The sequence below is a fragment of the Stenotrophomonas sp. S4 genome, from assembly GCF_054187805.2.
This window is the reverse complement of sequence record NZ_CM196188.1, coordinates 1,368,051-1,388,589: the sequence shown is the minus strand read 5'-3', so window position 1 is coordinate 1,388,589 and position 20,539 is coordinate 1,368,051. Positions and strand designations below refer to the sequence as shown.

The following is a 20,539-nucleotide window of genomic DNA, read 5'->3' as shown; positions in this document are numbered from 1 at the left end:
AGTAGATCCACGCCATGCGTGGATGAACTGCCGAATCACCCACTCCAGCCCAGCCACAACTGCGCCCGCTCCGGCAGCAGCAGCAACCAGTGCCGCCGGTCGATGCTGCTGCAGCCGTATACCGCCGCATGCGCCGGCCAGTCATCGGGCAGGCCACCGATGCCGATTTCGGTCAGTGCGTCCGCCCCGGCCTTCCATGGCCGGTAGCGCGGCACCTTCCCCGCCAGCGCACCGCGTCCCTGCCGCGCGCCCTGCAACCAGGCCAGGCCCTTGCCCTGCAATCCCTCGCAGGTCACCGCGGCCAGCTGGAAGCGGACCAGGCCGGGGGCGATCCGTGCCCCCGGCAGGGCCGCCAGCACGCCATGTGCCTGCAGCAGTGCATCCACTTCCAGCAGGGCCGGAATGCCCTGCCGTGCCCGTTGCCGCAATCCCTGGCGCCAGCTCATGGCGTGCTCCTTACTTCAGGTCCGCGCCAAGCGCGTACCAATCGACCCGGCGGGTCACCCACATCGCCAGCGCCAGGATCACGAACAGCAGCAGCGACCCCATCAGCAGCGCGTTGTTCTCCGACACCAGCAGGCCATACAGCGCGCCGTACAGCACGGTCAGCAGCGCAGCGAAGCCGAGGCCGCGCTTCCAGTGGCCCAGCACATTGGCCAGGTACACCGCCTGCAGGCCGATACAGGCCACGGCCGAGACCAGGTAGGCCTTCCAGAACGCGATGTGCTCGGACAGGCTGATCAGCAGCAGGAAGAAGATCGCCAGCGCCAGGCCGACCATCAGGTACTGCAGCGGGTGGATGCGCAGCGACTTGATCAGCTCGAACAAAATGAAGCCGACGAAGGTCAGCAGCACGAACAGCACGCCATACTTCGAGGCGCGGTCGGCCTGGGTATAGGTATCGACCGGATCGACCAGCGACACCGTCACCGCCTGCGAATCGATCGGCCCCTCGCTGCGCAGCTGGCGCTGTGCGTCGGAGGCCAGCGAGGACACGGCCCAGCGTGCATCGAAGCCCTGTGCATCGACGCGCCGCTCGTTGGGCAGGAAGGCGCCGCTGAACGACGGGTGCGGCCAGCTCGAACGCAGCGCGATGCGGGTGTCATCGCCCACTGGCACCACCGACAGCATGCGGCTGCCGTCCAGGCGCAGCTCCAGTTCGATGGTGCTGGCAGCCAGGGAGAGGCCCTGATCCGAGGCAAGACCGCTCACCGGCGCATGCAGGCCACGGCCGATTTCGCTGGCCGCACCAACGCCAGGCAGCAACCGCAGCTGCTTGCCGTCCACGCGCAGGTTCGGCGTGCCGACCAGGCCACGCACATCGGAAACACCCAGCGCTACATAGGGCTCGCCGTAGCTGCGGCCGCTCTTCGATGGATAGTCGTCTGCTGCGAAGGTGGCCTTCAGCTGGCCGTTCCAGCTGTACACCGGCACCTTGAACAGGCCGACTTCGCGCTGGCTCGGCAGCATCTCGCCGCCCACCTCCAGCGACGCTGGCATCTGCAGCCAGTGGCCCTCGGTGACCTGCTCCTCGATCTTCTTGCTGCCCTGGGCGTCAACCACCTCGACCTGCTTGCGTTCCACCCACGGCACCACCCGCACCGGGCCCACCAGCTGCTGCGTGCCGGCACGGCTGTCGGCCACTCGCGCAAAGGCCTCGTCGCGGTACTGGCTGCGCTCGGTGATGACCCCGCGGATCATCATCAGCGGCACCAGCAACAACAGGATCAGCCCGCCGACAATGGCGAACCTCAGCAGCATCTTCAGGGATTTCATGGTCCATCCTCGTTGGAGAGGGCTGCAGGATGGACCGCTGCGGTGAGCAGGGTTTGTGGCGAATTTGAAGCGAGTGTGAAGTCAGCGGCGCGGACGCTGGCCCGGCAGTGCCAACGGCAGCCACAGGCTGGCCACGGTACCACCGCCATCGCGGGCGTCGAGGCTGGCGCGGCCGTCATGCAGGCGCGCGACCTCCTGCACGAACGGCAGGCCCAGACCGGAACTGCGCCGGCCGCTGCCGGGGCGGGCCAGCGAATAGAAGCGTTCGAACACCCGTTCGCGCGCGTAGTCGGGAATGCCGGCACCGCGATCCGCTACCTGCAGGCGCACGCCCTGCCCGTCCACCTCGGCCTGCAGCGCGATCTCCGCGCCGGGCGGCGAGAAGGCAATGGCGTTGTCGATCAGGTTGTGCAACGCCTGCCGCAACAGATAGGCGTCGCCCTGCACCCGAAGGTCGGGCACGCTGCCAATGCGGACCTGCACGCCGGCCGCCTGCGCACGCACCTGCGCCGCCGCTGCCGCATCGGCCAGCAAGGTTGGCAGCGCGATCGGATCGCGGGTCTGCAGCCAGCCGTGCTGTTCCACTTCCGCCAGCGCCAGCAGCTTGTCGATGGTCTCGGTCAGCCGCTCCTGTTGATCAACGATGCTGCGCGCGAAATGCACGCGATCCGCCTCGGGCAGCGGCTCCTGCAGCAGCTCGGCGGCACCGCGGATCGCCGCCAGCGGGCTCTTCATTTCGTGCGTCAGTGACTGCACGTACTGTTCAACGTAGGCCTTGCCTTCCAGCTTGCGGCGCATGGTTTCCAGCGCCTGGCCGAGATCGCCGATCTCGTCGCGTCGCCGCCGTGGCGGTGGCACCGGTTCGCCGGCGGTGACCGCGCGTGCATAGCGGCTGAGCTGGCCGAGGCCGGTGGTGAGCCACATCGTCACCAGCACGCCGACCAGCGCCGACAGCCCGATCAACCAGGCGCCGCGCTCGATGATGGCGCGCTGGCTTGCAGCAATGAACGGATCGATGCTGCGGTTGGGCTGGGCCAGGCTGAGCACGCCGATCAGGGTGCGCCCGTCGGCCGGGTCGTATACCGGGGCCGCCACATGCATCACCGTGTCGCCCTCTTCGCCGCCAGTCTCGGGGCTGGAGCGGGCGCCGTACTCGCCACGCAGGGTGCGGTAGACATCGTTCCAGCGCGAATTGTCACGCCCAAGGTCGCGGCCCAGCGAATCGTAGATGACGATGCCCCTGGCATCGGTGATGGTCACCCGGTAATCCAGCGAGCGCTTGGGAAAACGCCAGACCATCGCCTTCAGGTCGCGCTGCCGCGCCTTGGCCAGGTTGCGGGTGAAGCTGCCGCTGCGGATGGTGCCGTCCTTGACGTCGGCGGCGGCCATCTCGGCCAGCACGTTGGCCGCATCGACCAGGGTCGATTCCATCGCCTGGCGCACACCCGGCTTCACCTCGTTGACGAACACGCGCATTACGAAGAAGGCCGCGATGCCGGTGATCAGGAAGAAGCCCAGGAACAGCTTCAGTACCAGGCGCATCGGCTAGACCTCCAGCGCGTAGCCGAGGCCACGGTGGGTGCGGATCGGGTCGTCGCTGGCACCGGCCGCACGCAGCTTGGCGCGCAGCGTCTTTACATGGGTGTCGACGGTGCGGTCGGCGCTGTCGGCACTGCTGTCCCAGCCCCGGTCCATCAGCTGCGTGCGGCTGAGGATGGCCCCCGGGCGCTGCAGCAGCGCTTCCAGCAACGCGTATTCGTAGCGGGTCAGGTCCAGCGCATGGCCGCGGAAGCGGATGCGCCGGCCTTCGCGGTCGATGGCGAACGCCCCGTGTTCCTGCCAGCCGGCGTCCGCGCGGGGCGCTGCGACGGCCGGTGCCGCACGGCGCAGGCGCGCACGCACCCGCGCCACCAGCTCGCGCGGCGAGAACGGCTTGGTCATGTAATCGTCGGCGCCCAGTTCCAGGCCGAGCACGCGGTCCACTTCATCGTTGCGGGCGGTCAGGAAGATCACCGGCAGCTGTGCCGCCGGCCCGGGCTGCGCGCGCAGCCGCCGGCAGACCTCGAAACCGCCCAGGTCGGGCAGGCCCACGTCCAGCACCACCACGTCGATATCGCCGGCCTGCAGCCGTTGCAGGGCCTCGCCGCCCAGCAGGCAGTGGCTGGCGGCATAGCCTTCGCTGCGCAGCGCATAGAGCACGGTTTCGGCGATGGCGGCTTCGTCCTCGACCACCAGGACATGGGCAACAGGAGCTGTCATGGCGCGCAGCATAGCCGCTGCGGCCGCCGCCCCGTACACTGCCGCCCATGAACTATCGCCACGCCTTCCATGCCGGCAACCACGCCGATGTGCTCAAGCACATCGTGCAGCTGGCCCTGATCGACAGCTTCAAGCGCAAGGACAGCCCGTTCTTCGTGCTCGACACCCACGGCGGTGCCGGCCGTTACCTGCTGGCCAGCGAAGAGAGCCGCAAGACCCTGGAGGCCGAATCCGGGATCATGCGCTTGATGGCCCAGCCCAAGCTGCCCGAGGTGGTCGAGCGCTACCTGAAGGCGGTGCAGGCCGACAATCCGGTCGGCGCGCTGACCAACTACCCGGGCTCACCGCTGCTGAGCGCACAGGCGATGCGCGCGCAGGACCGCATGGCGGTCTGCGAGCTGCAGGAAGCCGAAACGGCCACGCTGAAGGCCCTGTTCGCCCATGACAGCCGCGTCGACGTGCGCCCCGGCGATGGCTACGCGCTGCTGCGTTCGCTGCTGCCGCCGAAGTTCAACGGCAGCAAGATCGGCCGTGGCCTGGTGCTGATCGACCCGCCCTACGAGGCCCAGGACGCCGAATACCAGGCCGTCCTGGCCGCGCTGGCCGAGACCCTGGCACGCTGGCCGCAGGCCACCTGCGCGGTGTGGTTCCCGATCAAGCAGCGTCGCACCATCCTGCACTTCCTGCGCAAGGCCACCGCCCTGCCGGTGAAATCGGCGATGACGATCGAGTTCCTGGTGCGCCCGGACGACTCGCCGCTGCGCCTCAACGGCAGCGGCATGCTGCTGCTCAACCCGCCGTGGCAGTTCGACCGGGTGGTCGGCCCGGCCCTGCCGGCGCTGCGCCAGCACCTGGGCGAACCCGGGGCCAGCACCCGCCTGGATTGGCTCAAAGCCCCCGAATAACGGCCTTCACGAGGCTGTACCGCCGTGAGCCTTTCGTTCACGGAATGCAGCCCCGGTGATGCCACAATCGATGGACCACCAAGGAATCACCCGGTATGGCCACTCGCAACCGCATGCCGCCCTGGCATGAGATCTTCAAGGCTCCCAGCGGCCACGAGCTGCTGATCCGCCCCATCCGGCCGGAAGATGGCGCGCCGCTGCAAGCAGCGTTCAGCCTGTTCGGGCCGGAAGAAATCCGTGATCGTTTCCTGCAGGCGGTGACCGAGCTTTCGCCGGAAACCACCCAGCGCCTGACCCACCCGAATCCCAAGACCGAGATCACCCTGGTCGCAGCCGAATCCCTGCCCGCTGGTGAAGCGGTGGTCGGCGCGGTCGCCCGGGCCTCGATCATCCCCGGCACCCGTGAAGCCGAGTACGCGATCCTGATCAGCCGCTTCCTCATTGGCCAGGGCCTGGGCCGGCAGCTGATGCGCAAGCTGGTGAAGTGGGGCCGCGGCAAGTACCTGGATCGCCTGTACGGCGACGTTGCCGCCGAGAACGAGCCGATGAAGCAGCTGGCCGCCTCGCTGGGCTTCAAGCCGGTGCCGCACCCGACCGGTGCCGAAGGCCTGGTGCGGATGGTGCTGGAGCTGGACAACTGAAGGCTGCGCCGGGCATGGCCCGGCGATGCATCCCGGTCGTGCCGGCCGCTGGCCGGCATTCCGCTACCCCAACGGCGCATGAGGCCGCCGGCCAGCGGCCGTCACGATCCGCCGGGCTTCGATCGGGCTTCTGCTAAAATCCGGGGTCCATGTCGCGTACCTCATACCCCGCCCCGCCGCTGCCGCGCGCCGGCCAGCTCCGCGCCTGGTGGCGCGCCCCCGCATCGCCGACCGCCCTGGCCTGGTACCTGGCCCAGGCCGCGCGTGCGCACGACGCGCCCCTGCTGGTGATCGCCCGTGACAACCACGGTGCCAACCAGCTCGAAGCCGACCTGCACACCCTGCTCGGCGGTGACCCGGCCCTGCCGGTGGTCGCCTTCCCGGACTGGGAAACCCTGCCCTACGACCGCTTCAGCCCGCATCCGGACATCATTTCGCAGCGACTGTCCGCCCTGCACCGCCTGCCCGCGCTGAAGCGCGGCCTGGTGATCGTGCCGGTGCAGACCCTGCTGCAGCAGCTGGCCCCGCGCAGCTACGTGATCGGCGGCAGCTTCGACCTGAAGGTCGGCCAGCGCCTGGACCTGGAGGCCGAGAAGCGCCGCCTGGAAAGCGCCGGCTACCGCAACGTGCCGCAGGTGATGGACCCGGGTGACTTCGCTGTGCGCGGCGGCCTGCTCGACGTGTACCCGATGGGTGCCGACGAGCCGCTGCGGGTGGAGCTGCTGGACGAGGACATCGATTCGATCCGTGCCTTCGATCCGGAAAGCCAGCGTTCGCTGGACAAGGTCGAGGCGGTGCACATGCTGCCGGGCCGCGAAGTGCCGATGGACGAGGCCAGCATTGCCCGCGTGCTGGCCACGCTGCGCGAGCGTTTCGATGTCGATACCCGGCGCAGTTCTCTGTACCAGGACCTGAAGTCCGGGCTGGCCCCGGCCGGCGTCGAGTACTACCTGCCGCTGTTCTTCGAACGCACCGCGACCCTGTTCGACTACCTGCCCGACGGCAGCCTGCCGGTGGTCTGCGCCGGGGCCGGCGAAGCCGCCGAGGCGTTCTGGGCGCAGACCGGCGAGCGTTATGAGCAGCGCCGCCACGATGTGGAACGGCCGCTGCTGCCGCCGTCGGCGCTGTACCTGTCGCCGGAGCTGCTGCGCGAGCGCCTGAACGATGCCCCGCGCATCGAGGTGTGGTCGGCTGACCACGCACGCATTGCCGACGCGCACGCGCTGGGCGACCAGCCGCTGCCGCCGCTGCCGGTGGCCGCGCGCGAGGCCCCCGCTGGCGACGCGCTGAAATCCTTCCTCGGCCATTATCCGGGCCGGGTGCTGATCGCCGCCGATTCGCCCGGCCGCCGCGAGGCGCTGCTGGAAGTGCTGCAGGCCGCCGAGTTGAAGCCGCCGGTGGCGGCCGACCTGCCCAGCTTCCTCGCCGACGATGCGCGCTTCGCGATCGCGGTGGCGCCGCTGGAAGATGGCTTCGCACTGGACGATCCGCGCATCGCGGTGCTGACCGAGCGCCAGCTGTTCCCCGAGCGCGCCGGCAGCACCCGCCGCACGCGCCGTGCCGGCCGCGAACCGGAAGCGATCATCCGTGACCTCGGCGAGCTGACCGAAGGCGCGCCGATCGTGCACGAGGACCATGGCGTCGGCCGCTATCGTGGCCTGATCGCGATGGATGTCGGGGGCATGCCCGGCGAGTTCCTCGAAATCGAATATGCCAAGGGCGACCGCCTGTATGTGCCGGTCGCCCAGCTGCACCTGATCAGCCGCTACTCCGGTGCGTCGGCGGAAACCGCGCCGCTGCATTCGCTGGGCGGCGAACAGTGGAGCAAGGCCAAGCGCAAGGCCGCCGAGAAGGTGCGCGACGTCGCCGCCGAGCTGCTGGAGATCCAGGCCCGCCGCCAGGCGCGTGCCGGCCTGGCACTGCAGGTGGACCGCGCGATGTACGAGCCGTTCGCCGCCGGTTTCCCGTTCGAGGAAACGCCGGACCAGCTGGCCGCGATCGACGCCACCCTGCGCGACCTGGCCAGCAGCCAGCCGATGGACCGCGTGGTCTGCGGCGACGTCGGCTTCGGCAAGACCGAGGTGGCGGTGCGTGCGGCATTCGCCGCCGCCAGTGCCGGCAAGCAGGTGGCCGTACTGGTGCCGACCACGCTGCTGGCCGAACAGCATTACCGCAACTTCCGCGACCGTTTCGCCGATTACCCGCTGAAGGTCGAGGTGCTGTCGCGCTTCAAGACCACGAAGGAAATCAAGGCCGAGCTGGAGAAGGTCGCCGCCGGCACCATCGACGTCATCGTCGGTACCCATCGCCTGCTGCAGCCGGACGTGAAGTTCAAGGACCTGGGCATGGTCATCGTCGACGAGGAGCAGCGTTTCGGCGTGCGCCAGAAGGAGGCACTGAAGGCGCTGCGCGCCAACGTGCACCTGCTGACCCTGACCGCCACGCCGATCCCGCGCACGCTCAACATGGCGATGGCCGGCCTGCGCGACCTGTCGATCATCGCCACGCCGCCGCCGAACCGGCTGGCGGTGCAGACCTTCATCACCCAGTGGGACAACGCGCTGCTGCGCGAAGCCTTCCAGCGCGAGCTGGCGCGTGGTGGCCAGCTGTACTTCCTGCACAACGACGTGGAAAGCATCGGCCGCATGCAGCGCGAGCTGTCCGAGCTGGTGCCCGAGGCACGCATCGGCATCGCCCACGGCCAGATGCCCGAGCGCGAGCTGGAAAAGGTGATGCTGGATTTCCAGAAGCAGCGCTTCAACGTGCTGCTGTCGACCACGATCATCGAGTCGGGCATCGACATCCCCAACGCCAACACCATCATCATCAACCGCGCCGACCGCTTCGGCCTGGCCCAGCTGCACCAGCTGCGTGGCCGCGTCGGTCGTTCGCACCACCGCGCCTACGCCTACCTGGTGGCGCCCGACCGCCGTTCGATCACCCCGGATGCGGAGAAGCGCCTGGAAGCGATCGCCTCGATGGACGAACTCGGCGCCGGCTTCACCCTGGCCACGCACGATCTGGAGATCCGCGGCGCCGGTGAACTGCTCGGCGAGGACCAGAGCGGGCAGATGGCCGAGGTCGGCTTCAGCCTGTACACCGAACTGCTGGAGCGCGCGGTGCGCAGCATCAAGCAGGGCAAGCTGCCCGACCTGGATGCCGGCGAGGAAGTACGCGGTGCCGAGGTCGAACTGCATGTGCCGGCGCTGATTCCGGAAGACTACCTGCCGGACGTGCACACCCGCCTGACACTGTACAAGCGCATTTCCAGCGCGCGCGACAGCGATGCGCTGCGCGAGCTGCAGGTGGAGATGATCGACCGCTTCGGCCTGCTGCCGGATGCGGCCAAGCACCTGTTCGCCATCGCCGAGCTGAAGCTGAAAGCCAACACGCTGGGCATCCGCAAGCTCGACCTGGGCGAGAACGGTGGCCGCATCGTGTTCGAGTCCAAGCCGAACATCGACCCGATGGCGGTGATCCAGCTGATCCAGAAACAACCGAACCTGTACGCCATGGAAGGGCCCGACAAGCTGCGCATCAAGCACCCGCTGCCGTTGCCGGAAGACCGCTTCAACGCGGCCCGCGCCCTTCTGACCACCCTCGCCCCGGGTTGATCGCCCCCGAATACCCCGCACCGGTCCCCACCCGGTGCGGGCGGATGACCATGTTTCCTGACGCCGTACCCGCCCCCGACCTGCTGCACGCGCAGGCCTGCCTGATCGATGCCCTTTCGATGTCGCTGCAGATGCGCGACGCCTATACCCGCCACCACTGCGACCGCGTCGGCCTGTTCGCGCAGCGCCTTGCCGCGCACTGCGATCTCGATGACGAGGCCTGTGCGCAGATCGGCCTGGCCGCGCGCTTCCACGACATCGGCAAGATCGGCATTCCCGACGATGTGCTGCTGGCACCGCGCCGGCACACCGATGAGGAGCGCGCGATCATGCGCGAGCACCCGGTGCGCGGCGAGCATATCTTCCTGGCCACCGGCCGCAGCGACGCCGCGCCCGTGGCGCGACTGATCCGCGCCCATCACGAAGCCTTCGATGGCAGCGGCTATCCCGATGGGCTGCGCGGCGAATCCATCCCGCTGGGCGCGCGCATCGTCACCATCGCCGATGCCTACGATGCGATGACCAGCGTGCGCCCGTACCGCGACGCGATGGAGCACGAAACCGCATTGCGGATCATCGAAGCGCAATCCGGCGGGCTGGTGGACCCCTACGTGCTGCAGCGCTTCCATCGCATGCTGGCACGGGAGCCGGAGCTGGCCTGAGATCCACCGGGCACCGCCCGGCGCCACCAACCGCGCAAACAAAAGGCCCGGCATTCGCCGGGCCTTCTGCATCACGCATCACGCATGATCGATTACCAGATCACCACGCGCTTGTCGTCGGCACGCACCATCGCGTCGCCGGCCTTGCACTGGAACGCAGCGGCATAGGACGGCATGTTCGACGGCGCGCCGTTGGCACGGAAGTTGGCCGGGGCGTGCGGGTCGGTGTTCAGGCGGACGCGCAGCTCACCATCGGTGAAGTTGCGGCGCCACACGGTGGCCCAGTTCATGAAGAAGCGCTGGTCCTGGCTGTGGCCATCCACTTCGACATTCGCCTTCGGGTCTTCCTTCAGCGCCATCTGCAGCGCGTCGTAGGCCACGGTCAGGCCGCCCAGGTCGCCGATGTTCTCGCCCAGGGTCAGCTTGCCCTTCACGAACACGCCCGGCACCGATTCATAGCCGTCGAACTGCGCGACCAGCTGGTCGGTACGCTGGGTGAAGGCCTTGCGGTCGGCGTCGGTCCACCAGTTGTCGAAGTTGCCGTTGGCGGCGAACTGGCTGCCCGAGTCATCGTAGCCGTGCATCATTTCGTGGCCGATGACCGCACCGATGCCGCCGTAGTTCAGCGCCGGATCGGCCTTGGCGTCGAAGAACGGTGCCTGCAGGATCGCGGCCGGGAACACGATCTCGTTCTTGGTGGCGTTGTAGTACGCGTTGACGGTCTGCGGGGTCATGCCCCACTCGGTCTTGTCCACCGGCTTGCCGATCTTGTCCAGCATGTAGCGGTAGTTGAACGCACGCGCCGCCTGCATGTTGCCCAGGTAGCTGTCGCCGTTGGTCTGCAGGCCCGCCCAGTCACGCCACTTGTCCGGGTAACCGATCTTCGGGGTGAAGCTGGCCCACTTCTCCAGGGCCTTCTTCTTGGTCTCTTCGCCCATCCACGGCAGCTGCTCCAGGCGCGCCTTCAGCGCCTGCGACAGGTTTTCCACCAGGTGCTGCATGGCCACCTTGGATTCGGCCGGGAACACGGCGTCGACGTACAGCTGGCCCAGGGCTTCGCCCATGCCACCGTTGACCGACTCCAGCACACGCTTCCAGCGCGGCTGCATTTCCTTCTGGCCACGCAGGGTGGTGCCGTAGAAATCGAAGTTGGCCTTCTCGAACTGGCTGCTCAGGTACGGCGAGGCGTCGTCGATGGTGTGGAAGCGCAGGTAGGCCTGCCAGGTGCTGGGCATGGTATCGGCCAGCATCTTGTCCATTTCACTGAAGAAGCCCGGCTGGGCCAGCGAGAACTTCTGCGCGGCCGGCACCTTCAGGGTGTCGAACAGCGCGGTCCAGCTGAAGTTCGGGGTCAGCTTGTCGGCGTCGGCGGCGCTGAGCGGGTTGTAGCGCTTGGCCGGGTCACGCATTTCGATGCGCGACATCGAGGCCTTGGCCAGGCGGGTTTCGAAGGCCATCACGGCCTTGGCCTGCTCGGCGGCCTGCGCCGCGTCCACGCCGGACAGGGTCAGCACCTGTGCGATGTAGGCCACGTAGGCATCGCGGATCTTGGCCTGAGCGTCATCGAAGTAATAGCCCTTCTCCGGCAGGCCGAGGCCGCCCTGGCCGACATAGGCGATGACGTTGGCCGAATCCTTGTAGTCGGCATTGGCGAACAGCGAGAACAGCACGCCCTTGCCCTCGGCCTGGCTGTCGCGCAGGTACTGGGTGATGGCGGCGGTGTCGTTCAGCGCGGTGATCTTGTCCAGCTGCGGCTGCAGCGGCGCCAGGCCGGCGGCTTCGATCTTGGCTTCATCGTTGCCGGTCTTCCAGATGTCACCGATCTTGGCTTCCACCGAGCCGGCCTTGGCCTGGCTGGCCGCGGCCTGCTGCACCAGTGCGTGCTGCACTTCCAGCGAGCGCTCGCGCAGGATCTCGAAGCTGCCCCAGGTGGTCTGGTCGCCCGGCACCGGGTTGGCCTTCAGCCACTTGCTGTTGACGAAGCCATTGAGGTCGGTACAGGCCGAAATGGCCGGATCCAGATCGGCGCTGTTGAGCGAGATCAGCGGCGTCTTGATCTGCGACAGGTCGAAGGCCGGCTTGGCGTCGGCGCTGGCCGCCGGCGCGGTTTCATTCTTGCCACAGGCCGCCAGCGAGGCAGCGATGGCGATGGTCAGGCCCAGCGGGACCAGGTTGCGGACGTTCATGGAGTCTCTCTCCGACGGCGAATCGTCTAGCGTAGCGGACGCGGCGGTGCGGGGGACCGGCCAAAGGTCACAGGGGCTGAAAAGCACCCTAGATTTTGCAACTTCCTTACGGAAGGAATTCCGGATAGTCTCAGTTCCTGCCGAACATACCAACCGAGAGCGCAAGGAATGCACAAGTGAAAGAACTTTCAATCACTATCGAAAATGTAAAAAACATAAAATACGCGAAACTCGAACTCCCTCTTGAGAAAAGCCTTAACCTGATCGTTGGAAGCAACGGATCAGGAAAAAGCACAATCCTCCTTGCGCTATCACAATCCATCAAACGATCGCTCGAATCACTCGGAGATGAGGATTATGATCAATCGTCCAGAGTTCAAATTTCACTAGATAACGAGACTGATAATTGGCTAGGATCGGCGAAATGGCAAGTCCCCAAGAAAAATGTATCCGTAAATGGAATGTACGAGGGGAGCCTCTTCTACGGCACCAGATTCAACGACTCTCGAACCGTTGACTCGCACCTTCGTGACGGCAACATCAAGGATGAGGAAATAGTTGACGCAGACGACTACATCAAAGAAAAGCTTAGCTTCATTTTAAGTGGATCAAAAGACAAGTACCCGAACTTAAAGAGAATAAAGAACAAAAACATTTCGGCGAAGCTCGGATTCGCAAGCACACCGTATTTCAATTCCGTAAACGGAAAATTGATTAGTCAATATAGAATGAGCTCAGGCGAGTGCCTGCTAATTTCGCTCCTCCACTTCGTATACAACGCGATCGTAAGACGATCACTTACACCAGACAAACCAATCCTTGTGCTCATCGACGAAATTGAGGTTGCTCTACATCCAATCGCAGTAAGCCGCTTTATTGACCTAATGGAGGAGCTGGTCCACACGTCGGCCAATCTTACTGTCATTCTGACGTCCCACTCGCCCGAAGTGATAAGAAAAATAAAGCCAAAGAACATCTACAAGATCGAAAACAATCTCGGCATAGTTGACGTAGTGAATCCAGGTTTTCCGAGCTACGTGATTCGCGACGTCTACAGGCATGATGGATTTGACTTCCTCCTATTGGTTGAAGACATTCTCGCAAAGACTCTGGTCGAAAAAGTAATTGAGAATCGCGGCCTTTCTGCCAGCAAGCTGATTCACGTAGTCCCTGCTGGCGGATGGAAAAATGTTCTAACCTTGCAGCAAGACCTACTGCGGGGGAATGTACTAGGAGTCGGCAGACAGGTATTCAGCATATTGGATGGCGATGTAGAGAATGAAGCATCCAAAAATCATCCTGACCTACGAAAGCTCTTCCTCCCAATCAAAAGTATTGAAAAGCTCTTGTATAGCGCCATATACGAAGGAAAGGATCCAATTCTCAAGAGGACGGTAAACGACAAATACTTCCAACTCGAATCATTGGATTCGCTAATTGCGGAGCACAACACGCACTATAGCGGAAAAAAAGTAGAACAGCCTGACAAAAAATTCTATTTCAGACTAAGAAAGAATCTCGAACAAAGAGGCATTGAAGAACTCATGTTCGTGCAAAAATTATCGGACGACTTGATGCAATCAGTATCATTCGACAAGTTCGGCGATAATATTGAAAAAATTGTAAATCAATAACTCGAATTGCAGGCCGATATTACAACCAACCATAGGCACGCAAGCAAAAGAACATAACCTATAGAAAGGCCGGCCTGCGCCGGCCTTCTGCTTCTTTACTTCGCCTTGCCCTGGTTGGCCACGGCTTCAGCGGCCTTGCGCGCCGCTTCCGGGTCGCCCAGGTAGCGGAACGACTGCACGGTCAGATCATCGTTCAGTTCGAACAGCAGCGGGATGCCGGTCGGGATGTTCAGCTCGAGGATTTCCTCGCGCGAGACGTTGTTGAGGTACTTGTACAACGCGCGCAGCGAATTGCCGTGGGCGGTGACCAGCACGGTCTTGCCGTCCTTCAGCTGCGGCGCGATCGCGTCGTGCCAGTACGGCAGCACGCGATCCAGCGTGGTGGCCAGCGATTCGGTGCCCGGCAGCGCGTTGCGGTCCAGGCCGGCGTAGCGACGGTCATGGATCGGGTGGCCCGGATCTTCCAGGTCCATCGGCGGCGGCGGGATGTCGTAGGAACGACGCCACACCTTGACCTGCTCCTCGCCGTGCTTGGCAGCGGTCTCGGCCTTGTCCAGGCCCTGCAGGCCGCCGTAGTGGCGCTCGTTGAGGCGCCAGGACTTGTTCACCGGCAGCCAGTCCTGCTCCAGCTCGGCCAGTGCGCCCTGCAGGGTGTGGATGGCGCGCTTGAGCACGGACGTGTGGGCGACGTCGAACTGCAGGCCTTCCTCGCGCATCAGGCGACCCGCGGCGGCCGCTTCCCGGCGCCCCTGCTCGGTCAGATCGACATCGACCCAGCCGGTGAAGCGGTTGTCCAGGTTCCACTGGCTCTGGCCATGGCGCAACAGTACGAGTTTACGGGTCACTGCAGGGTCTCCAACGCGAGGAAAGGCAGGCTGCCATTGTAGCCCCGGGCGCCGCTCACCGGGCCGTGGCACCGCGCATGCGATGCTGTGACCAATGAATACGGTGATCGACCCCGGGCGCTGGGAAGGCAGCGTCGCCGCGGCACGCGCGCAGCAGCTCCAGCTGGCAGGCCGCGTGGAGCGCCAGGACCGGCTGCCACGCACGGTGCGCTGGCTGGCCGGGCTGGATGTCGGCTTTGAAGAGGGCGGCGCCATCACCCGCGCCGCGGCGGTGTTGTTGGATGCGGAGACGCTGCAGCCCGTGGCGCAGGAGGTCGCGCGCATCCCCACGGTGATGCCCTACATCCCCGGCCTGCTCAGCTTCCGCGAGTTGCCGGCACTGCTGGCCGCACTGGCGCTGCTGCCGCGCGCACCGGACCTGGTGTTCGTCGATGGCCATGGCATCAGCCACCCGCGCCGGCTGGGGGTGGCCGCTCACCTCGGTGTGGTCACCGACCTGCCAAGCATCGGCGTGGCCAAGTCGAAACTGGTGGGCCGCTTCGTCGAACCGGGCGCCGAGGCCGGCGCACATACGCCGCTGATGGATGGCGATGAGCAACTGGGCTGGGTGCTGCGCAGCAAGCTGCGCTGCAAGCCGCTGTTCGTGGCCGGCGGCCATCGGGTCAGTGCCGATACCGCGCTGGACTGGGTGCAGCGCACCCTGCGCGGCTACCGGCTGCCGGAGCCGACCCGGCTGGCGGACCGGCTGGCCTCGCGGCGCGACGAATGACCGCACCGGGCACCGCCCGGCGCGGTCGTCATCCTCGATCAACGATGCAAGTGGCCGCGATGGCCCTGCGCGTCCTCGCCGTGGTCATGCCCTTCATGGCCCTCGTGCTCGCCGCCCTTGGCCGGCGCCGGCTCACCACAGGCTTCGCCGCAGTGGTCCGCTTCGATCTGCAGTGTCACGTGCTCGATACCGAAGTCATCATGCAGGCGCCCGCCCAGCTCACGGCGCAGCGCATCGGCATCGGTGCCGTCGCGCATCACGATGTGCGCGGTCAGCGCCGGGGTGCTGGAGGCCAGCGCCCACACGTGCAGGTCATGCACGTCCAGCACGGCGGCATGGCTGGACAGGCTGTCGCGCACCTTGGCCACGTCCATGCCCTTGGGCACGCCTTCCAGCAGCACGTTGATCGCCTCACGCATCAGCACATAGGTGCGCGGCAGTACCCACAAACCGATCAGTACCGCCAGGATCGGGTCGATCGGCTTCCAGCCGGTCCACTTGATCAGCAACGCGCCGGCGATCACCGCCACCGAACCGAGCATGTCCGCCCACACTTCCAGGTAGGCGCCCTTTACGTTGAGGCTCTCGCCACTGCCCGCCTGCAGCAGGCGCATCGAGATCAGGTTGATGACCAGGCCCGCGGCGGCGATCACCAGCATGCCGGAGGAGGCAATCTCCTGCGGCTCGCGGAAACGACCAACCGCCTCCCACAGGATGTAGGCGGCAACCACGAACAGCATGGCGCCGTTGATCATCGCGCCCAGCGCTTCCAGGCGTGCATAGCCGTAGGTGCGGCGCGCGTCCGGCGGGCGCCGGCTCAGCCGCACCGCGACCAGCGCGATCATCAGCGCCAACGCATCGGTGGCCATGTGCGCGGCGTCTGACAGCAGCGCCAGGCTGTTGGTCCAGAACGCGCCCACCACCTCGACGACGAGGAAGGTGGAGGTCAGGCCGAGTGCCCACCACAAGGGTTTCTCGTGACGGATCTCGGATGGCAGGTGATCGTGGTCGTGGCCCATGGCAACAGCTCCTTTGCGATGCGGTGCAGGCTACGCCGTGCTGGCGGGGGAGACTATTACGGTGTTTATAACATTGCAGGCCACGCGGTCCCTCACCGGGCATGGCCCGGCGCTACCGGAGCGTGGCCGGCAGCGCCAGGCCGCGCCTGGCGAACGCAGCGGACCGACGTCCGCGTGCGGTCAGAACCCGAAGCGCAGGCTGGCCCAGTACGCGCGGCCCGGCTCGTTGTAGGTCGCCGCGCCGGCATCGCTGCTGTTGGCCTCGCGGAACAGGCGCTTGTCGGCCAGGTTGTTCACGCCGAAGCCGAAGCTGACCGTCTCGGTCACCTTGTAGCGCGCGCTCACGCCCCAGATGTTGTAGGCGCCGCGGTCCTGCAGTGCGATCGACGCATCGCAGCTGCCGGTGCAGCGCGGATCGTTGTTGATGTTGGTGGTGGCCGGCTTCTGCTTGCCGTAGAAGGTGCCGGTCAGCAGCACCGACAGCTTGTCGGTGGCCTGCCAGTCCAGCATCGTGTTGATCGTGTACTTCGGGATCACTGACAGCGGCTGGCCGGTGCTCTTGTTCTCGTTCTCCACCATGTACGTGAAGTTGTTGCTCCACTTCAGGCGGCTGCCCTGCTCGCCCAGCAGCGGAATCACCAGGTTGCCTTCAAGCCCCTGCACGATCGCCTTCGGCGCGTTCTCCCAGCGGAAGATGCGGCCGCGGCCATCGGCGGTCAGGCCGATCTGGTCGTAGCCGGCCTGGATCTTGTCCTTGTAGTCGTTGTGGAAGTAGGTCAGCGACGCCTGCCAGCCGCTCTGCGGCGCCCACTCGATGCCCAGTTCCTTGTTGATGCTGGTTTCGGCCTTCAGGTCCGCATTGCCGCGCATGTAGCAGCCGGCCCCCAGGCTCGGCAGTGCATTCGGGCAGCCATTGCCACGGGTGTAGTACAAGTAGTCCGGGTTCGACTGGTACAGGTTCGGCGCCTTGAACGCACGCGCGATGCCGCCCTTCACCACCCAGTCGCTGTTGATGCGGAACTGCGCATTGAGGCTGGGGCTGGTGTTGTTGCCGAACTGGCTGTGGTGGTCGAAGCGCAGCCCCGGGGTAACGATCCAGCGCTCACCCAGGTAGATGTTGTCTTCCACGAATACGGCGGTGGTCTGCGCATCGGCCTTGCCGCGCGCACGGTCGGCCGACAGCCCCGGGAAGCCGCCGCCGCTGCTGCTGGACTGGCTCATCGAATACGGGTCGGTCAGGCGGCTGTCCAGGTATTCAAAGCCCAACGTCCAGATGTTCTCGGCGCCACCCAGCGTGGTCGGGAAGCTCACTTCGCCATCCAGCTGGTAGTTGCGCAGGCGCGAGGTCGACCAGTCGGTGCCGTTGAAGCTGCCTTCCGGGCCACCGGCCAGGCCTTCATTGATGCGCGAGTTGTTCACCGCTTCCACTGCGGCCGTCACCCGCGATGTCACATCGCCCCAGCGTCCGCGATGGGTGATCGCGCCGGTATTGCGGTACATGCGGTTGGTTTCCGCCTTGCCCTCGGCCAGGGCGGCCAGGTCGATGCCGGTCGAGGTGCCGGTGGTGCTGACGGCGCGGTCACCGGCGTAGATGTTGCCCTGGCGGCTGGTGCCGGCTTCGAACTCCACCACCTGGTCGGCGGTGATGTCCCAGCGCAGCAACGCGTTGACGTCGCGGTTCTTGACGCCCTCGCGGCCAGCCGGCGGCACCGCGTTCGGGTTGGTCGCGTACTGGCGGTTGAGGTCCAGCGAGTCCGCGTCGGTCTTGTTGAGGTTGCCGTACAGGCGGAACGACAGGGTGTCGGTCATCGGCCCACTGAGCTGCAGGCCGACGCGCTCGCTGCCGCCTTCGGCGCTGTGTTCGGGCACCAGTCCGTACAGATCGACCGCGCCGGTCAGGTCGCCGGTCGGGCGCTTGGTGATGATGTTGACCACGCCGCCGGATGCACCGGAGCCATAGCGCGCCGCCGCCGGGCCGCGCAGCACCTCGATGCGTTCGATCATTTCCGCCGGCACCCAGTTGGTATCGCCGCGCGTATTGCGCTCACCGCTGCGGCCCATGCGCACGGCGTCACGCGCACCGATGCGCTTGCCATCGACCAGGATCAGCGTGTTCTCCGGGCCCATGCCGCGCAGGTCGATCTGGCGGTTGTTGCCGTACTGGCCCGAGGCGCTGTTGCCGGTGAGGTTGACGCCCGGCATGGTGCGCAGCAGTTCGGCGATGTCGTTGGCCGGCGGGCGCTTGGCGATGTCCTCGGCGGTGATGGTCGAAGTGCCCAACGCCTGGCGGGCGATCTGCGAGGCGGTGACATGCACCGTGTCGATATCGGTGGCGTCGGTTTCAGCCTGGGCGGTCAGGGCGCTACCCGCCAGCAGGGCGGCAACAGCGAGCGCCAGCGGGCGCGGCGAAAGGACAACGGCAGGAGACATGATCTGGACCTTCTGGCAGGGCAACGGGGCCTCTGGCAAAGGGCTTGAGGCAACGACGAGGGGGAGGCGGAACAGTCCTGCAGTCGCCTGCGGTCCGATCCGTGCGCGCATTCTCCCATCAATGCGAGTGATTCTCAAATGCGTTCACTCATTGCCGCAGCGACGCCGATGTGCTTTGCGCACTGTGCAACCCTGCACCGCGCGTAAACTGACCGGCTAACCCGCCATCAACCGTATGCCGCCGCGGCCGATACCCGTGGTTTGCCGTACGCAGTCAGAGATCGACGTGGAACCACCCCAATTGGACGATGCCAGCCAGCCGCTGGCCGAGGCCTGGCAACACTGCCTGCAACAGGCCGGCCCTGCCGCCACCGCGCTGCTGCACGCCGCCGCCGCCGATGCCCCGCCGGCGCTGGCCCAACGCTTCTACGAAGTACTGCTGCAGGACGGACGTGCACGCCGCTTCCTGTCCCACGATCAGGTCAAGCAGCGCCTGCAGCCAGCCATGCAGCGCTGGCTGGTGCAGCTGCTGACCACCGATGCCGACGGCATTGCCGCCACCGTCGCCTCGCAGCGGGTGATCGGCGATGTGCATGCCCGGGTCGGCATTCCGGTCGATCTGGTGACCCGTGGCGCACGCGTGCTCAAGCACGAGCTGTTCGTGCGCCTGCGCGATGATGCGCCCGACAGCGCCACCGCGTTCGCCGCCATCGACTGCCTCAGCGCGATCATGGACATCGCCATGGAAGGCATGACCCTGGCCTACACCCACGCCCGCGAGCGCTCGACCCGTGCCGATGCTGCGTACCGGCTGTTCTCGCTGGTGCAGAACGTCGGCACCGAACGCGAGCGCCAGCGCGCACTGCTGCTGGACTGGGAGAACGCCCTGCTCTACGCGTTGGCCGGTCATGTGCAGGCCAGCGACAGCGCCAGCCTGGCCACATCGGAGTTCGGCCTGTGGTTCACCCACAAGGGCATCCCCAGCTTCGGCGAGAGCAGCGAGACCCAGCAGGTCGGCCAGCTGATGGCCCGCATCGACAGCAACCTGCAGCGGGCAAGCCACGATGCTCCACCACAGCGACTGGCGGTGCTGCCGGCCATCCGCGAGGACCTGGCCGCCATCCGCACGCTGATGACGCTGCTGTTCGAGCGCATCGGTGAACTGGATGCCGGCAGCGATGCCCTGACCAACCTGCTCAACCGCCGCTTCCTGCCTACCGTGCTGCGCCGGGAGATCGAACTGGCCACGCGCAACCGCACGCCGTTCTCGCTGCTGCTGCTCGACCTGGATCACTTCAAGGCGATCAACGACGGCCACGGCCACGATGCCGGCGACCGCGCGTTGCAGCACGTCGCCGGCCTGCTCGGCCAGCTCACGCGCGGCAGCGACTACCTGTTCCGCTATGGCGGCGAGGAATTCGTGGTGGTGCTGGTCGCGGCCAGCGAGTCGCAGGCCTCGGTGATCGCTGAGAGCCTGCGCCGGCAGATCGCACACTCGCCGGTGGCACTGGCCAATGGCCAGGTACTGTCACTGACCGCCAGCATCGGTGTGGCCGGCCATGACGGCCACCCGGACTACGAACGGCTGATGGCACGTGCCGACGCAGCGATGTACGAGGCCAAGCGCAGTGGCCGCAACCGCGTGGTGGTGGCCAGTGCGGACCTGCAGGAAGCCCCGGGACGGCGCGCGCTGCAACGGTAATCCAGCGCGGACGGTAACCGAGGGGTAGAGTCGACTGCCAGTCGACTATCGCGCGCAGCGCGGGCTTTTCGCGATCCGCGGGAAGTGCAGTCGACCA

Annotated in this window: 15 protein-coding genes; 7 read left to right on the top strand and 8 right to left on the bottom strand. The window is 66.1% G+C overall.

The window, feature by feature from the left end; translation table 11 throughout:
* Positions 1-35: 35 nt before the first annotated feature.
* The 4 genes from ACUZUJ_RS06355 to creB form a co-directional block, all read right to left on the bottom strand.
* Positions 36-446 carry a hypothetical protein gene (locus ACUZUJ_RS06355; protein ID WP_049446331.1) on the bottom strand — a complete coding sequence of 137 codons (411 nt, stop codon included), beginning with the start codon at positions 444-446 and terminating at the stop codon, positions 36-38.
* 10 nt (positions 447-456) lie between these two features.
* Positions 457-1,776, bottom strand: coding sequence for a cell envelope integrity protein CreD (creD, locus tag ACUZUJ_RS06350; RefSeq protein ID WP_101765162.1), 1,320 nt, complete (start codon positions 1,774-1,776; stop codon positions 457-459).
* An 81-nt stretch (positions 1,777-1,857) separates the two neighbouring features.
* On the bottom strand, positions 1,858-3,318 hold the full coding sequence (creC, locus tag ACUZUJ_RS06345) for a two-component system sensor histidine kinase CreC (protein WP_458220096.1): 1,461 nt from the start codon (positions 3,316-3,318) through the stop codon (positions 1,858-1,860).
* Positions 3,319-3,321: 3 nt separating this feature from the next.
* On the bottom strand, positions 3,322-4,047 hold the full coding sequence (gene creB / locus ACUZUJ_RS06340) for a two-component system response regulator CreB (protein WP_458220097.1): 726 nt from the start codon (positions 4,045-4,047) through the stop codon (positions 3,322-3,324).
* 35 nt (positions 4,048-4,082) lie between these two features.
* Here creB and ACUZUJ_RS06335 point away from each other — a divergent pair, with 35 nt between their 5' ends.
* From ACUZUJ_RS06335 to ACUZUJ_RS06320, 4 genes are all read left to right on the top strand, one after another.
* A complete protein-coding gene (locus ACUZUJ_RS06335) occupies positions 4,083-4,940 on the top strand; it encodes a 23S rRNA (adenine(2030)-N(6))-methyltransferase RlmJ (protein WP_049446337.1) in 858 nt (285 codons plus the stop codon).
* Between the two features lie 95 nt (positions 4,941-5,035).
* The gene (locus tag ACUZUJ_RS06330) at positions 5,036-5,581 is read left to right on the top strand and encodes a GNAT family N-acetyltransferase (protein ID WP_004150340.1); all 546 of its coding nucleotides are present in this window, start codon (positions 5,036-5,038) and stop codon (positions 5,579-5,581) included.
* Positions 5,582-5,730: 149 nt separating this feature from the next.
* Positions 5,731-9,195 carry a transcription-repair coupling factor gene (gene mfd, locus ACUZUJ_RS06325; RefSeq protein WP_119007071.1) on the top strand — a complete coding sequence of 1,155 codons (3,465 nt, stop codon included), beginning with the start codon at positions 5,731-5,733 and terminating at the stop codon, positions 9,193-9,195.
* A 44-nt stretch (positions 9,196-9,239) separates the two neighbouring features.
* On the top strand, positions 9,240-9,857 hold the full coding sequence (locus ACUZUJ_RS06320; protein WP_049446339.1) for an HD-GYP domain-containing protein: 618 nt from the start codon (positions 9,240-9,242) through the stop codon (positions 9,855-9,857).
* A gap of 92 nt (positions 9,858-9,949) precedes the next feature.
* On the opposite strand, the gene ACUZUJ_RS06315 is transcribed toward ACUZUJ_RS06320, so the two are convergent.
* Complete coding sequence (locus ACUZUJ_RS06315; RefSeq protein WP_049446341.1) at positions 9,950-12,043, bottom strand: M13 family metallopeptidase; 2,094 nt, start codon at positions 12,041-12,043, stop codon at positions 9,950-9,952.
* Between the two features lie 176 nt (positions 12,044-12,219).
* Here ACUZUJ_RS06315 and ACUZUJ_RS06310 point away from each other — a divergent pair, with 176 nt between their 5' ends.
* A complete protein-coding gene (locus ACUZUJ_RS06310) occupies positions 12,220-13,677 on the top strand; it encodes an ATP-dependent nuclease (RefSeq protein ID WP_188488494.1) in 1,458 nt (485 codons plus the stop codon).
* 95 nt (positions 13,678-13,772) lie between these two features.
* On the opposite strand, the gene gpmA is transcribed toward ACUZUJ_RS06310, so the two are convergent.
* The gene (gpmA, locus tag ACUZUJ_RS06305) at positions 13,773-14,522 is read right to left on the bottom strand and encodes a 2,3-diphosphoglycerate-dependent phosphoglycerate mutase (protein WP_014036448.1); all 750 of its coding nucleotides are present in this window, start codon (positions 14,520-14,522) and stop codon (positions 13,773-13,775) included.
* A 94-nt stretch (positions 14,523-14,616) separates the two neighbouring features.
* On the opposite strand from gpmA, the gene nfi reads away from it, so the two are divergent.
* Positions 14,617-15,291, top strand: coding sequence for a deoxyribonuclease V (gene nfi, locus ACUZUJ_RS06300; RefSeq protein WP_458220098.1), 675 nt, complete (start codon positions 14,617-14,619; stop codon positions 15,289-15,291).
* Positions 15,292-15,329: 38 nt separating this feature from the next.
* Here nfi and ACUZUJ_RS06295 read toward each other — a convergent pair whose 3' ends face one another.
* Together ACUZUJ_RS06295 and ACUZUJ_RS06290 are read right to left on the bottom strand one after the other, a co-directional pair.
* Positions 15,330-16,310, bottom strand: coding sequence for a cation diffusion facilitator family transporter (locus ACUZUJ_RS06295; protein WP_458220099.1), 981 nt, complete (start codon positions 16,308-16,310; stop codon positions 15,330-15,332).
* A gap of 180 nt (positions 16,311-16,490) precedes the next feature.
* A complete protein-coding gene (locus ACUZUJ_RS06290) occupies positions 16,491-18,740 on the bottom strand; it encodes a TonB-dependent siderophore receptor (RefSeq protein ID WP_430345179.1) in 2,250 nt (749 codons plus the stop codon).
* A 286-nt stretch (positions 18,741-19,026) separates the two neighbouring features.
* Here ACUZUJ_RS06290 and ACUZUJ_RS06285 point away from each other — a divergent pair, with 286 nt between their 5' ends.
* Positions 19,027-20,442, top strand: coding sequence for a GGDEF domain-containing protein (locus ACUZUJ_RS06285; protein WP_458220100.1), 1,416 nt, complete (start codon positions 19,027-19,029; stop codon positions 20,440-20,442).
* Positions 20,443-20,539: the final 97 nt, after the last annotated feature.

Excerpts from the sequence above, each read along its gene's own strand:
- nfi (WP_458220098.1), top strand. The coding sequence starts at position 14,617 with ATGAATACGGTGATCGACCCCGGGCGCTGGGAAGGCAGCGTCGCCGCG.
- ACUZUJ_RS06315 (WP_049446341.1), bottom strand. The coding sequence starts at position 12,043 with ATGAACGTCCGCAACCTGGTCCCGCTGGGCCTGACCATCGCCATCGCT.
- ACUZUJ_RS06330 (WP_004150340.1), top strand. The coding sequence starts at position 5,036 with ATGGCCACTCGCAACCGCATGCCGCCCTGGCATGAGATCTTCAAGGCT.
- creD (WP_101765162.1), bottom strand. The coding sequence starts at position 1,776 with ATGAAATCCCTGAAGATGCTGCTGAGGTTCGCCATTGTCGGCGGGCTG.
- ACUZUJ_RS06335 (WP_049446337.1), top strand. The coding sequence starts at position 4,083 with ATGAACTATCGCCACGCCTTCCATGCCGGCAACCACGCCGATGTGCTC.
- creC (WP_458220096.1), bottom strand. The coding sequence starts at position 3,318 with ATGCGCCTGGTACTGAAGCTGTTCCTGGGCTTCTTCCTGATCACCGGC.
- ACUZUJ_RS06290 (WP_430345179.1), bottom strand. The coding sequence starts at position 18,740 with ATGTCTCCTGCCGTTGTCCTTTCGCCGCGCCCGCTGGCGCTCGCTGTT.
- creB (WP_458220097.1), bottom strand. The coding sequence starts at position 4,047 with ATGCTGCGCGCCATGACAGCTCCTGTTGCCCATGTCCTGGTGGTCGAG.
- mfd (WP_119007071.1), top strand. The coding sequence starts at position 5,731 with ATGTCGCGTACCTCATACCCCGCCCCGCCGCTGCCGCGCGCCGGCCAG.
- ACUZUJ_RS06320 (WP_049446339.1), top strand. The coding sequence starts at position 9,240 with ATGACCATGTTTCCTGACGCCGTACCCGCCCCCGACCTGCTGCACGCG.
- ACUZUJ_RS06295 (WP_458220099.1), bottom strand. The coding sequence starts at position 16,310 with ATGGGCCACGACCACGATCACCTGCCATCCGAGATCCGTCACGAGAAA.
- ACUZUJ_RS06355 (WP_049446331.1), bottom strand. The coding sequence starts at position 446 with ATGAGCTGGCGCCAGGGATTGCGGCAACGGGCACGGCAGGGCATTCCG.